14 protein-coding genes are annotated in these 13,195 nt (G+C 71.3%); 8 read left to right on the top strand and 6 right to left on the bottom strand.

Features of this window, described 5'->3' with window-relative positions; translation table 11 throughout:
- Positions 1-279: 279 nt before the first annotated feature.
- The 3 genes from leuC to VFV67_RS00255 all read left to right on the top strand — a co-directional run bounded on the left by leuC (position 280) and on the right by VFV67_RS00255 (position 3,095).
- Complete coding sequence (leuC, locus tag VFV67_RS00265; protein ID WP_326466283.1) at positions 280-1,701, top strand: 3-isopropylmalate dehydratase large subunit; 1,422 nt, start codon at positions 280-282, stop codon at positions 1,699-1,701.
- 21 nt (positions 1,702-1,722) lie between these two features.
- Positions 1,723-2,328 carry a 3-isopropylmalate dehydratase small subunit gene (gene leuD / locus VFV67_RS00260; RefSeq protein WP_326466282.1) on the top strand — a complete coding sequence of 202 codons (606 nt, stop codon included), beginning with the start codon at positions 1,723-1,725 and terminating at the stop codon, positions 2,326-2,328.
- Positions 2,329-2,483: 155 nt separating this feature from the next.
- Positions 2,484-3,095 carry an HU family DNA-binding protein gene (locus tag VFV67_RS00255; RefSeq protein WP_326466281.1) on the top strand — a complete coding sequence of 204 codons (612 nt, stop codon included), beginning with the start codon at positions 2,484-2,486 and terminating at the stop codon, positions 3,093-3,095.
- A 147-nt stretch (positions 3,096-3,242) separates the two neighbouring features.
- Here VFV67_RS00255 and VFV67_RS00250 read toward each other — a convergent pair whose 3' ends face one another.
- Genes VFV67_RS00250 through cofC form a run of 3 tightly spaced genes read right to left on the bottom strand, consistent with a single transcriptional unit; the run spans position 3,243 to position 7,028 of the window.
- Complete coding sequence (locus VFV67_RS00250) at positions 3,243-4,169, bottom strand: NUDIX hydrolase (protein WP_326466280.1); 927 nt, start codon at positions 4,167-4,169, stop codon at positions 3,243-3,245.
- Between the two features lie 7 nt (positions 4,170-4,176).
- Complete coding sequence (locus VFV67_RS00245) at positions 4,177-6,348, bottom strand: RNA degradosome polyphosphate kinase (RefSeq protein WP_326466279.1); 2,172 nt, start codon at positions 6,346-6,348, stop codon at positions 4,177-4,179.
- A 53-nt stretch (positions 6,349-6,401) separates the two neighbouring features.
- Positions 6,402-7,028 (bottom strand): 2-phospho-L-lactate guanylyltransferase, encoded by a 627-nt coding sequence (cofC, locus tag VFV67_RS00240; protein WP_326466278.1) that lies wholly within the window; start codon positions 7,026-7,028, stop codon positions 6,402-6,404.
- A gap of 66 nt (positions 7,029-7,094) precedes the next feature.
- Here cofC and VFV67_RS00235 point away from each other — a divergent pair, with 66 nt between their 5' ends.
- Both VFV67_RS00235 and VFV67_RS00230 read left to right on the top strand, forming a co-directional pair.
- Positions 7,095-7,829, top strand: coding sequence for a lysophospholipid acyltransferase family protein (locus tag VFV67_RS00235; protein ID WP_326466277.1), 735 nt, complete (start codon positions 7,095-7,097; stop codon positions 7,827-7,829).
- Positions 7,829-8,833: an NAD(P)H-dependent glycerol-3-phosphate dehydrogenase gene (locus VFV67_RS00230; RefSeq protein WP_326466276.1), complete on the top strand. Its 1,005-nt coding sequence runs from the start codon at positions 7,829-7,831 to the stop codon at positions 8,831-8,833. The genes VFV67_RS00235 and VFV67_RS00230 overlap by 1 nt, the downstream gene beginning before the upstream one ends.
- A 24-nt stretch (positions 8,834-8,857) precedes the next feature.
- Here the strand turns inward: VFV67_RS00230 and VFV67_RS00225 are convergent, their stop codons facing one another.
- Positions 8,858-9,574, bottom strand: a complete 717-nt coding sequence (locus VFV67_RS00225; protein ID WP_326466275.1) for an anti-sigma factor — start codon at positions 9,572-9,574, stop codon at positions 8,858-8,860.
- A complete protein-coding gene (locus tag VFV67_RS00220) occupies positions 9,571-10,170 on the bottom strand; it encodes a sigma-70 family RNA polymerase sigma factor (RefSeq protein WP_326466274.1) in 600 nt (199 codons plus the stop codon). Before VFV67_RS00220 ends, VFV67_RS00225 begins: the two co-directional genes overlap by 4 nt.
- Positions 10,171-10,308: 138 nt before the next feature.
- Between VFV67_RS00220 and VFV67_RS36705 the strand changes: the two genes are divergently transcribed.
- Both VFV67_RS36705 and VFV67_RS00215 read left to right on the top strand, forming a co-directional pair.
- Positions 10,309-10,389, top strand: a complete 81-nt coding sequence (locus tag VFV67_RS36705; protein WP_414636149.1) for a putative leader peptide — start codon at positions 10,309-10,311, stop codon at positions 10,387-10,389.
- A 72-nt stretch (positions 10,390-10,461) separates the two neighbouring features.
- Positions 10,462-10,941 carry a cysteine dioxygenase family protein gene (locus VFV67_RS00215; protein ID WP_326466273.1) on the top strand — a complete coding sequence of 160 codons (480 nt, stop codon included), beginning with the start codon at positions 10,462-10,464 and terminating at the stop codon, positions 10,939-10,941.
- 19 nt (positions 10,942-10,960) lie between these two features.
- On the opposite strand, the gene VFV67_RS00210 is transcribed toward VFV67_RS00215, so the two are convergent.
- The gene (locus VFV67_RS00210) at positions 10,961-11,620 is read right to left on the bottom strand and encodes a pyridoxamine 5'-phosphate oxidase family protein (RefSeq protein ID WP_326466285.1); all 660 of its coding nucleotides are present in this window, start codon (positions 11,618-11,620) and stop codon (positions 10,961-10,963) included.
- 75 nt (positions 11,621-11,695) lie between these two features.
- On the opposite strand from VFV67_RS00210, the gene VFV67_RS00205 reads away from it, so the two are divergent.
- Positions 11,696-13,165, top strand: a complete 1,470-nt coding sequence (locus VFV67_RS00205; RefSeq protein ID WP_326466272.1) for a PLP-dependent aminotransferase family protein — start codon at positions 11,696-11,698, stop codon at positions 13,163-13,165.
- Positions 13,166-13,195 lie beyond the last annotated feature (30 nt).

Genomic DNA, 13,195 nt, shown 5'->3' with positions numbered 1-13,195 from the left:
GAGGTCGCGGCCATCCGCTCGGTCGACGCCATCCAGATCGGCAACGGCAAACGCGGCCCGATCACGGCCAAGATTGCGAATGCCTACTTCGCACTCGTCCAGGGCAAGACCGATGACAAACACGGCTGGCTCGACTACGTCGACATGAATGCACCGCGGGCGGTAGTCGCCGGCTGACGAACTGGCGTCGCCGGTCACTCTCGCAAGCGAGTGACCGGCGGCGCTCTCCTCAACATCTCAGTTACGAGAGTGGGTGCCCGGCACCTCGCTCTCCATCAAATGACAACGCAACCGAAAACCATGTTCGAGAAAGTCTGGGACGACCACGTGGTCGTGCCCGAGACTGCCGATACGCCCGCCGTCCTGTTCATCGATCTGCACCTCACGCACGAGGTGACCACGCCGCAGGCTTACACCGAGCTCCGCAATCGCGGCCTCAAGCTTCGCCGCCCCGATCTCACGCTCGCCACGATGGATCACTCCACCCCCACGCGCACCGAGCAGGTGTTCGGCGGCGTGCCGATCTCCATCGATTCCGCCGCGAAGCAGGTGAAGCAGCTCGAAATCAATGCCCAGGAGTTCGGCGTCGAACTCTTCAATCTCCAGGACAGCCGCCGCGGCATCGTGCACATCATCGGGCCGGAGCTCGGGCTCACACAGCCGAACAAGACCATCGTCTGCGGCGACAGCCACACCTCCACGCACGGCGCGTTCGGCGCGCTCGCGTTCGGCATCGGCACCTCCGAGGTCGAGCACGTGCTGGCCACCCAGACGCTGCCGCTGCGCCCGTTCAAGACCATGGCGATCAATGTGGACGGACGGCTGGCCCCCGGCGTCACCGCCAAGGACGTCATCCTGGCCGTGATCGCCCGGATCGGCACCGGCGGCGGCCAGGGCTACGTGCTGGAATACCGGGGCGAGGCGATCCGGGCGCTGTCCATGGAGGCCCGGATGACGGTCTGCAACATGTCGATCGAGGCCGGCGCCCGGGCCGGGATGATCGCCCCGGACGAGACCACGTTCGCCTACCTGAAGGACCGCCCGCACGCGCCCCGGGGATCGGCCTGGGACACCGCGGTCGAGTACTGGCGAGGGCTCTGCACCGATCCGGACGCCGAGTTCGACGCCGAGGTGCACATCGACGCCGCCGCACTGTCCCCGTACGTCACCTGGGGCACCAACCCCGGGCAGGGACTCCCGCTGTCCGACCGGGTCCCGGATCCCGCGCGGATCGCCGACGAGAACGCCCGGCAGGCCGCCGAGAAGGCACTGTCGTACATGGATCTCACCCCGGGCACCCCACTTCGGGACATTTCGGTCGACACGGTCTTCCTGGGCTCGTGCACCAACGGCCGGATCGAGGACCTGCGGGCCGCCGCCGAGGTGTTGCGCGGCCACAAGGTGGCGGCCGGCGTGCGGATGCTCGTCGTGCCCGGTTCCATGCGGGTCCGGGCGGCCGCCGAGGCCGAGGGACTGGACCGGGTGTTCACCGAAGCCGGTGCGGAATGGCGCTCCGCGGGCTGCTCGATGTGTCTCGGCATGAACCCCGACCAGCTCCGGCCGGGCGAGCGATCGGCGTCCACATCGAACCGCAACTTCGAAGGCAGGCAGGGCAAGGGCGGCCGCACCCACCTGGTATCTCCGCTGGTCGCCGCCGCGACCGCGATCCGCGGCACGCTGTCCTCCCCCGACGACCTCTGAGCAGCCGAGGAGAATCCCGTCATGCAACCGTTCACCAGCCACACCGGGGTGGGCGTGCCCCTGCGCCGGTCCAACGTGGACACCGACCAGATCATTCCGGCGGTCTACCTCAAGCGGGTCAGCCGGACCGGGTTCGAGGACGGCCTGTTCGCCGCCTGGCGGGCCGAGGAGGGGTTCGTGCTCAACCTCGAGCCCTACCGGGCCGGCAGCGTCCTGGTCGCCGGGCCGGACTTCGGCACCGGGTCGTCCCGCGAGCACGCCGTCTGGGCGCTGGGCGACTACGGCTTCCGGGTGGTGATCTCCGCCCGGTTCGCCGACATCTTCCGGGGCAATGCGGGCAAGCAGGGGCTGCTGGCGGCCCAGTGTGACCAATCTGACGTCGAGATGTTGTGGAAGCTCCTCGAAACCCACCCGGGCACCGAAGTGACGGTCGACCTGCGGGAGAAGACCGTGCGCGCCAACGAGTTCACCGCACCGTTCGCGGTGGACGACTACACCCGATGGCGCCTGCTAGAAGGCCTGGACGACATCGCGCTGACCCTTCGACACGCTGATTCCATCGCGGAGTTCGAAGGCAACCGGCCGCAGTGGATGCCGTCCACCACCCCTGCCGGAAGGGCCGGCTAGACCCCCTCCAGATAGCCCGCGCGGCAAGGGTTTTGGACGCCTAAGGGACGAATTTGGGCGAGTCGCGTGGAAATTGTGGCGAGAAAGGCATACGGTGTCGTGAAGTCGGCCAAGTGGGCCGAAGACGGCAGTATGTTCTCATGGAGGACTGAAGGGTGAACAAGGCCCAACTCATCGAGGCTCTCTCCGAGCGCCTGGGCGACAAGAAAGCAGCGGGTGCCGCGGTTGACGGCCTCGTCGACGTCATCGTCCGTACGGTCAACAAGGGCGAGAAGGTCAACATCACCGGGTTCGGCGTGTTCGAGAAGCGCGCCAGGGCCGCCCGCACCGCGCGCAACCCGCGCACGGGCGAGACGGTGAAGGTGAAGAAGACGACGGTGCCGGCGTTCCGCGCGGGCACGACCTTCAAGGACGTTGTCAGCGGGGCGAAGAAGCTGCCGAAGGTGGCGACCCGCCCGGCCTCGCGCAGCACCGCGACCGCCAGCCGCAGCACCACGACGGCCGGCCGCACCACGGCTACCCGCACCACGGCCACCCGGGCCGCGGCGACTACGACCCGTTCGCGTGCAACGGCGGCCAAACCGGCCGCACGTGCCACCAGCACGCGGGCAGCGGCAGCCAAGACAACGGCGGCCAAGCCGGCCGCGCGCACGGCGGCCAAGAGTACGGCGGCCAAGAGCACGGCCAAGAAGGCCACTCCGGTCAAGAAGGCCACGCCGGCCCGGACCGCCGCGCGTCCGGCGGCTCGCAAGACCACCAAGAAGTAGCGGTACAACGAGGGAGCCCGGCCCACCCGAACGTGTGGACCGGGCTCTTTTTCATGTCAGTTGGACGCCGAACAGCCGATCGCGCACCGCCCGTTCGCCCAGCGGTGTATCCCGTGCGGGTCTGCTTCGCGACACCGCGTGTGCGCCTCAGGGTTGCGGTTCATAAGTCGCACCGGCCAACCGGATCTCCGGCGCCGGCCGAAAGGACAGCAACCACGCGCTGCCCTTGCGGGCGGCCGGCTCGCGCAACTCCAGCCCCGAGTCCGCGGCCAACCGGGAAAGCAGGTCCGGGATCACCCCGCCCTGACTGCACACCACGGGGGTTCCGCCGGCCGTGACGATCTGCCGCAACCGGGCCACGGCCGCGTCCGGGTCGTCCCGGTAACCCTGTTCGGACAGCAGCGGTTCCTCGACCTCCACGACGCCGATGTCCTCGGCCACCTGCCGCACGGTCTGGACGCAACGCAGCAGCGCCGGGGAGTGCACCCGATCCACCCCGAACAGCGTCAGGAAACCGTGCAGCGCCTTCGCCTGCGCCCAGCCCTCGACGCTGAGCGGGCGCAGGTGGTCCGGTCCCGGCCAGGTGGCCCGCTTGCCCGCCTTGGCGTGCCGGACCAGCAGCACCGTCGTCGTGTTCGCCGGCAACCGGCGGAACTCCTGGAGCACCCGGGCATCCGTGTCGTAGCTCAGCACGGCGGCCGCCTCGCCGGGCGGCAACCACACCAGGGCGTCGACCTCGCGGTTGGGCTGGAACCGTCCGGGACGGGCCCGGGCGGACACGAAGTCCACGGTCTTGTGCCCCCGCACCGGCTCGGTGACCGGGTAGTCGACCCGGCACAGGTGGCGGCGCAGCACCGCGGGGAATCCCGTCTCCTCGGCCACTTCCCGGGCCGCCGCCGCCCAGATCGTCTCGCCCGGCTTCAGCTTCCCCTTCGGCAGGCTCCAGTCGTCGTAGCGGGGCCGGTGCACCAGGGCGATCTCCACCGCGGTTTCGGCCGCGGCGGTGTCCTGGTCCGGGTTCGCGCCGGCCGGGCGCCACAGCACGGCGCCGGCGGCCTGGATCTGCGTTGCCACGTGCCGGTCAGCCCGCGGTGCGGTGGGTGGCCACCAGTTGGGCCTGGTGGTCCCGCACGGACGAACCGTCCTCTGGAGACGGCTTCCACTCCCCGTCCGGCTCGAGCACCCAGCAGCGGATCGCCGGGTCCAGCGCGGAGTCGAACATCGCGTCCAACTCGGCGGTGAGCAGCGGATCGGTGATCCGCACCTGCACCTCGACCCGGCGGTCCAGGTTGCGGTGCATCAGGTCCGCGCTGCCGATCCAGTGCTCGTTCGCGCCGGCGAAATGCAGCACCCGGGAGTGCTCGAGGAACCGGCCGAGGATCGAGCGCACCCGGATGTTCTCGGACAGCCCCGGGATTCCCGGTTTGAGCGCGCAGATGCCGCGGACCACGATGTCGGTGCGGACACCGGCCTGCGACGCCCGGTACAGCGCGTCGATGACCTGCTCGTCCACCAACGAGTTGATTTTGATCCGGATCCCGGCCCGGTCCCCGGCCCGGAAATGCTCGACCTCCTGCTCGATCCGCTCCACGATCCCCTTGCGGATGCCGTACGGGGCAACGAGCAGGCTGCGGTACTCCTCCTGGCGGGCGTAGCCGGTCAGCACGTTGAACAGGTCGGTGAGGTCCGCGCCGATCATCGGTTCCGCGGTCAGCAGGCCGATGTCCTCGTAGAGCCGAGCGGTCTTCGGGTTGTAGTTGCCGGTGCCGATGTGGCAGTAGCGGCGGATCGTCGCCCCCTCCTGGCGCACCACCAGTGCGGTCTTGCAGTGCGTCTTCAACCCGACCAGCCCGTAGACCACGTGCACGCCGGCCTTTTCCAACGTCCTGGCCCACTTGATGTTGGCCTGCTCGTCGAACCGCGCCTTGATCTCCACCAGCGCGACCACCTGCTTGCCGGCCTCCGCGGCGTCGATCAGCGCGTCCACGATCGGCGAGTCACCCGACGTTCGGTACAGCGTCTGCTTGATGGCCAGCACCTTGGGATCGCTGGCCGCCTGCTCGATGAACCGCTGCACGCTGGTGGAGAACGAGTCGTACGGGTGGTGTACCAGTACGTCGCCCTCGTCCCGCAGGGTGTCCAGCACGCTCTTGGGCGTCTCCCGGTCGGCGAAGGCCGGATGCGTCGCCGGGACGAACGGGGGATCCTTGAGCTGCTTGCGGTCGATTCCGTACAGCTGCCACAGGCAGGACAGGTCCAGCAGCCCGCCGACCACGACCACGTCGTTGGGGTGCACCTCCAACTCGCGCAGCAGCCGCTCGAGCATGTGGTCGCTCATGTCGTCGGCGACCTCCAGACGCACCGGCGGACCGAACCGGCGCAGGGCCAACTCCCGTTCCAGCGCCTCGAGCAGGTCCTCGTCCTGGTCCTCCTCCACCTCGAGGTCGGCGTTGCGGGTGACCCGGAACGCGTGCACCTCGGTGACCTGCATGCCGGTGAACAGATCGGACAGGTGCGCGGCGATCAGCGCCTCGAGCGGCAGGAAGGTGTCCGCCTCGGCGGTGGGGCCGCCGTGCACCGGAACCAGTCGCGGCACGTTGTCCGGCACCTTGACCCGGGCGAACCGCTCGACGCCGATCTGCGGATCCCGCACGGTCACCGCGAGGTTGAGGGAGAGCCCGGAGATGTACGGGAACGGGTGCGCGGAGTCCACCGCAAGCGGGGTGAGCACCGGGAAGACCTGCTCGCTGAAGTAGGAGGTCAGCCGCAGCCGCTCGGGGTCGGCCAGATCGGCCCAGCTGACGATCCGGATGCCGTGCTCGGCCAGTTCGGCGCGGACCCGCTCCTCGAACGCGCGGACGTGCTGCTCGACCAGTTCCTGGTTGCGCTTGGAGATGTAGGCCAGCTGCTCGCGCGGGGTGAGCCCGTCGGCGCTGCGCACGGAAAGGCCGGTCTCGGCCCGGCGCTTCAGCCCGGCCACCCGGACCATGTAGAACTCGTCCAGGTTCGAGGCGAAGATCGCCAGGAACTTGGCCCGCTCGAGCAGCGGCTGCGAGGCGTCCTCGGCCAGGGCGAGCACCCGGGCGTTGAAGTCCAACCAGGACAGTTCCCGGTTGAGGTACCGGTCGTCGGGCAGGTCGGTCTCGGCGATTTCCGGCGTGACCGCCGGCGGCGCGGACGGCACACCCCGGGGCTCGGGCAGCTCCACGCCGACGACCTCCTGTGCGATCTCCTGGACGTTCTCCGGGCTCACCACTCCATCATGCGACACCCCGGCCGGACGGAGTAGGGCTCGTTCTCCGGCGTTCACCCAGGTGTCACACAGCCGGCCAGAATGGACGTTCGCGGGCCGAGGCCGAGCCCGGCGGCCACCCGCAGGTCCTCGTCGGTGTCGACGTCGCAGCGCAGCGACGGCAGCGGCGCACGGATCGGCACCGCGCCGCTGTCCGCGTGCGCCGCGGCCGAGCCCGGCCCGAACCGCGGATCCAGCGGCCCGCCGGGCGCGGACAGCAGCAGCGTGCTGCCGGTGCCGGCGCGGTCGGCGCAGAACGCCCGCCGGCCGGCCGCCTCGGCCAGCGCCGTGGCCAACTCGGCCGGCCGCAGTGCCGGCAGATCGGCCTGCAGCGCGCCGACCACGCCGCCCGGCTGCGCCGCGCGCAGCACGGCCGCCCCGAACTCCAGCGCCGCGGTCAGGCCCGGCAACCCCCGCTCGTCCACGCATTCCGCGCCGGTACCCCGCAGCGCGGCCGGAACCCGTTCGTCCTCGCACACCACGAGCACCCGCCGCACGCCCGGGGTCGAGCGGGCCGCGGTCACCGTGTCGACCAGCAGCGCGAGCACCAGGTCGACGTGCCGGGGCAGCACCCCGCGCAGCCGCGACTTGGCGCGGTCCAGGCGCTTGACTGGAACGATGAGGTCCACCACCCGGTCCATCCTGCACGAAGTGGCGACCTGGCATCCTGGTTGGACCAGGAGGGACCGGCGGATGAGGAGGAGCAGTTGGCGAGACGGGAGAAGGGTGGGTTCTGGATCGGCGTGATCGCCGTCTTCTTCTACCCGCTGAGCTGGATAGCCAAGGTCGCCTACCGGGGAGGCGAGCGGATTCCCCGCAAGGGCGGCGTGCTGCTGGTGATGAACCACGTCTCGCACTACGACCCGATCGTCGACGCGGTGTTCATCCACCGCAACAAGCGGGTGCCCCGGATCCTGGCCAAGGAGTCGGTGCTGCGGATCCCCGTGTTCGGCCGGATGGCCCGAGCGGTCGGCACGATCCCGGTCTACCGCGGCAGCGCGGAGGCCAAGCAGAGCCTCACCGCCGCCGTCGCCGCGCTGGGCGAGGGCAAGCTGGTCCTCATCTACCCGGAGGGGACGATCACCAAGGACCCCGAGGGTTGGCCGATGCACCCGCGCACCGGCGTGGCCCGGCTGGCGCTGGACAGCGACGTGCCGGTGCTCCCGGCGGCCCGCTGGGGCACCAAGGCGATCCTCGACGCCTACTCGCGCAAGTTCCGGCCGCTGCCGCGCAAGCGGGTCTGGTACGCGGTGGGCGAGCCGATCGACCTGTCCGGCCACCGCGGCCGCGAAGTCACCCCGGAGCTGCTGCGCGAGGTCACCAACCTGATCATGTCCGGGGTGCGCGACCTGGTCGCCGAGATCCGCGACGAGCCGGCGCCCGCGGAGTTCTACCGGCCGGTCGCCGTGGCGAAGAAGTCCGATGAGGAGCGCGCGAGCTGATGTCCGTGCGGTTCGCGGTGCTCGGCTCGGGCTCGTGGGGCACGGTCTTCGCCAAGGTGCTCGTCGACGCGGGCAGCGAGGTGACGCTCTGGGCGCGCCGGCGCGAGGTCGCCGAGGCGGTCGCGCAGCGCCGGGAGAACCCCGACTACCTGCCGGGGGTCCGGCTGCCGGACGCGCTGGTGTCCACCTCGGACCCGCGGATCGCGCTGGACGGCGCGGACGCGGTGGTGCTCGCGGTGCCCAGCCAGAGCCTGCGGCACAACCTGACCGCCTGGCGCGGACTGATCAAGCCGGAGGCGACGCTGATCAGCCTGGCCAAGGGGGTGGAGCTGGGCACGCTCAAGCGGATGAGCCAGGTGATCACGGAGGTCACCGGCATCAGCGCGCACCAGGTGGCGGTCGTGTCCGGGCCCAACCTGGCCCGCGAGATCGCCGAGGAGCAGCCGACCGCGACGGTGATCGCGTGCACCGACCACGACCGGGCGGTGGCGATCCAGCAGGCGTGCACCACCGGGTACTTCCGGCCGTACACGATCACCGACGTGGTCGGGGTGGAGCTGGGCGGGGCGTGCAAGAACGTGATCGCGCTGTCCTGCGGCATGGCGGCCGGGCTCGGGTTCGGCAGCAACACGCTCGGCACGCTGATCACCCGGGGGCTGGCCGAGATGGCGCGGCTCGGCGTTGCGCTCGGCGCCGACCCGCTGACCTTCGCGGGTCTGGCCGGGCTGGGCGACCTGGTGGCCACCTGCCTGTCGCCGCTGTCCCGCAACCGGGTGTTCGGTGAGCGGCTCGGCCGGGGCCAGACGCCGGCCCAGGCACAGGCGGCGACGCACGGCCAGGTCGCCGAGGGGGTGAAGTCCAGCTCGGCGATCCGCGAGCTGGCCCTGACCCACGGCGTGGAGATGCCGATCACCGAGGTGGTGCACCGGGTCTGCCACGACGGCTTCGACCCGCGCGAGATGGCCGCGGACCTGATCGGCCGCAAGACCAAACCGGAGCGCTGATCCGGGTCGCTGTTTGCCCCGCCCTTACACCACCTGGATCTGGGCGAGTACCGGCAGCGTCGGCGACGTGGAGCCGCCGGCCGGTTCGATGGTGATGCCGATCTCGGTGGTGGCCTCGCCGAGATTGTCGATGGTGAGGCGGTTGCCTTCCATCACGCCGGCGGATTTGGGGTCGCCGTCGCCGAGCTTCCAGGCCTGGTAGACCTTGCCCGCACCGGGGTCGGCCAGGCCCGAGGACAGCAGCAGGGCCTTGTTCTCGACGTCGGAGGAGATCACCGTGGCGGTGCCGCCGTTCACCTCGGCACTCTGCACTTCGGCGTCCCCGGCCTGCAGCAGGGATGCCAGCGCGGCGGCGGACTGCTGGGTGTCGTCGAGGTTGTTCTGGGTGTTGACCAGGGCCACGCCGAGGGCGACGGAGGCGACCAGCAGGACGGCCGCGGCGGCGGTGGTCAGCCGCAGGGCCCAGCCGGGGGTGCGGCGCTGGCCACCGCTGAGCAGGCTCTGCTCCGGCGGGAGCTGGCGGGTCTGGGAGATCCGGGTCAGCACCTGGCCGCGCAGCCAGGGCGGCGGCTCGGCGGCGGCGACCCGGCCGAGCCGGGTGGCGGTCTCGCGCAGCTCGCTGACCTCCTGGGTGCAGGCGTCGCACTGGGACAGGTGACGTTCGAACGCGGCCCGCTCGAGCTCCGGCACGGCGTCCAGTACGTAGGCGCCGGTCAGGGCGTGCACGTCGGGAGTCGTCATCGGGTCACTCCGAGGCAGTCGCGGAGACGGATAAGTCCGTCCCTCAGTCTGGTCTTGATCGTCCCCAGCGGCGTGTCCAGTAACTCACCCACCTCCCGGTAGGTGCGCCCCCCGTAGTAAGCCAGCGTGATCGACTCGCGTTGCAGGTCGGTCAGGGTGCCGAGGCACCGGCGAACCTGCTCGTGCTCGAGCTTCATCGTGACCAGCTCGGCGACCTCGTCGAACGGCCTGGACGCCTCGCTGATGGACACCCGGGTCTCCCGGTCGGCGGCCGACTGGGCGGACCGGACCCGGTCCACCGCGCGCCGGTGCGCAAGGGTCATCACCCAGGTCATCGCCGAGCCCCGCTCCGGGGAGTACCGGGTGGCGGTGCGCCACAGCTCGACCATCACCTCCTGGGCGACCTCCTCGGACTGCGCCGGATCCCGCACGACCCGTCTGATCAGCCCGAACACCGGTCCGATGACCTGGTCGTAGAGCCGCTCGAAGGCCGCCTCGTCGCCCCGCGCGACGGCCTGGAGTAGCTGGTCGGCGTCCGGCTCGGCCCCCTCGGTGGCCTGGCCCCCGGTCGGCACACGTCGAAGCTTTTCGCGCATGGCGTTCTGCTCCCGCACTGGTGGTCCCCTGGCGTTGTCGGGTTTACCGGATGATTCGTGACTAAGGCACCCCCGGATGGGCCCAACTTGGCGACAATCCGTTGACGATCCGGCCGGCCGGATGCTTCCCTATTCCCCATGTTGTTGCGCGCGATGAGTGAGCGGCGGGGTCACATCGACCTGCGCCGTGTCGCCAGCGCGCTGTGTCCTTCTTGCTGAGCAACCCCGCCAATCAATCGAGCCGCCCGTACGGCGGCGACTCCGGCTGCTCCTCGAGAAGGTCACCACATCATGTTCGCAGTGCCCCCGAACACCATCGCACTCGCCACCACACCGGCGTCCGCCCACCCGGCCCTGATCGCCATGGAACTGGCGGCGGACACCGAAAGCTGGCGCCACCTGCTCCGGTTCCACACCCGATCGCGGTTCGTCACCCTGGTCGAACGCACCGAAGCGCAGGAGATCTGGCTGATGACCTGGCTCCCCGGCCAGGGCACCGACCCGCACAACCATGGTGGCGCGACCGGAGCCTTCACCGTGGTCGCCGGCCTGCTCACCGAACACGTCGCGCGCGGGGCGGGCACCGAGCCCGCGACGGAGACCCGCCACCGCGTCACCGCCGGCCAGTCCCGGGTCTTCGGCCCCGGCTACCTCCACCGCGTCAGCAACGACCACCCCACCCCCGCCGTCAGCATTCACGTCTACCGCCCGGCCCGCCTCCCCATGATCACCTACCGGCTCGACTCCGGCACGCCGGAGCGGGTCGTCTAGCACCCGGGTTGCCTGGCGGTCAACCGAGCGTGGCGCGGCCGGCGACGTGTGGCGGCACCGCGTGGCGACCGTCGAGCAGCGGGCAGGACTCGGGAGCGGCCCAGGCTCGGCTGACCGGCAGCACGCCGGCCCAGCGTTCGTCGGCCGCGACGTCGGCGTCGTCGTCGACCGGCGGGCCACTGCGGATCTTCACCGCCGCCTCGCCGAGGTCGAGGGTGAGCAGCGCGGTCGCGGCGAACTCCTTGGGGCTGGGGGCCCGGGCGTAGTCCCACGATCCGGGAGCAAGATGTTCGGTGAGCACCCGCAGGCCGTGCAGCTTCGCCTCCGGGTCGGTGATCGTCTCGGCCCGGCCGTGGATCACCGCCGACCGGTAGTTGGCCGAGTTGTGGAACACCGACCGCCCGTACACGATCCCGTCCAGCAGCGTGACGTTGACGCAGATCTGCGCGCCGCCGGCCGCGACCCGCAGGCTGCCGGCCCCGGTCGAGCCGTGCAGGTAGAGCGTGTCGCCCTCCCGGCCGTATCCGGTCGGGATCACCACCGGCGCCCCGTCGACGACGAACGCGAGGTGGCAGATCAGCCCGGCGTCGAGCACGGCGTACAACTCGGCCCGGTCCAGCACGGCCCGGTTCTTGCCCCGGTTGATCGTGCTCCGAGTGGTAGGCGAGAGCGGCGTCATCGTCATGCCCTTCAGCATGTGCGGATTAGTGGCATGCTTGAATAGCCACAACTTAGCGATTCTGAAAGGCCACTCGTGGTATCCACGCCAGCGCTTCCGGTCTCGCTCGACCGGGACTCCGCCATCCCGCTCGCCGTTCAGCTCGCCGAGGAACTGCGCTCCGCGGCCGGCGACGGCCGCCTGCGCGCCGGCGACCGCCTGCCGTCCACCCGGGCCCTCGCCGCCCAGCTCAAGGTGAGCCGCACGGTCACCGCCGCCGCCTACGAGCAGCTGCACGCCGAGGGCTGGATCGCCGGCCGGCACGGCTCGGGCACCTACGTGACCACAGAACCCCCGGGTGCGATGCGCAGGCCGAGCAAGCGACCGCGCGCCGAGGACTGGGACGACGCCCTCGTCGACCTCACCCCCGGCTCCCCGTGGGCGGGCGGCATCGACCGGGCCGCCTGGCGCCGGGCCTGGCGGGCCGCCGCCGACGGCGTCCCGCTGGCCCGGCCCCAGCGCGCCGGCCTGCGCGCCTACCGCGCCGCCGTCGCCGAGCACCTGTTGCGCCACCGCGGACTCCGGGTCCGCGACGACCTCGGCGACCCGGCCGGATGGCACCCGGGCCACCACAACTCCGCCGGCCGCCACCCCGCCGGTCGCAACCCCGCCGGCCGGGACGCGGGCGAGGCGGTCGTGGCCACCGCGGGCACGTCGGCGGCCGTGGCGGAGCTGGCCGCGTCGGTGCTGCGACCGGGGGACAGCGTGGCCGTCGAGGAGCCCGGGTACCAGCGGGCCGTCGGTGCCATGCGGGCCGCGGGGCTGCGCATCCTCCCCGCACCGGTCGACGCGGACGGCCTGCTGGTCGACTCCGTGCCCGAGTCGGTGCGCGCCGTGTACTGCTCGCCTGCGCACCAGTACCCGCTGGGCGGCCGGATGTCAGCCGGGCGCCGGGTGGCGCTGGTCGAGCGGGCCCGCCGGGAGGGCTGGCTGGTGATCGAGGACGACTACGACGGAGAGCTGCGCTACGACGTCGCCCCGCTGCCGCTGCTCGCCGCGCTGGCTCCCGATGTCGTGGTGCACCTCGGCACCACCAGCAAGATCCTCACCCCGACCCTCGGCGTCGGCTGGATGGTCGCCCCGCCGCCGGTCGTCTCGGCGGTGCTCGCCCACCGGGAGGCCTCCGGCACCGGGCCCGCCCCCGCGGGACAGCTCGTGCTCGTCGAACTCGCCCGCCACGGCGACCTGGGCCGCCACCTGCGCCGTCTGCGCCGCGAGCTCTCCGAACGCCGCTCCATCCTGGTGGACGCCCTGGTCGCCGGCGGCGTCCCCGTCGTCGGCGACGAAGCCGGTGCCCACGTGGTCGTCCTGGTCGACTCCGCCGACAAGGAACGCGATCTCCTGCACTCCGCTCGTCGTCATGGCCTCCTTCTCGACGGGCTGGCCCGCCACCACTGCGGTCGCCCCCGCTGGTTCGGCGTCGCCCTCGGCTACGCCGCCTGCTCCCGCGACCAACTGCACGATTGCCTGCCCATCCTCACCGAACTCCTCCGCCCGACCCGGTAACCGGGCCAGCCGCACCGCGAGTCCCCGTTT

It is taken from the genome of Actinophytocola sp. (assembly GCF_035762905.1).
Taxonomy (GTDB): Bacteria; Actinomycetota; Actinomycetes; order Mycobacteriales; family Pseudonocardiaceae; genus DASYTH01.
The sequence above is the reverse complement of the archived record's forward strand: the minus strand, read 5'-3'. Positions and strand labels throughout refer to the sequence as shown.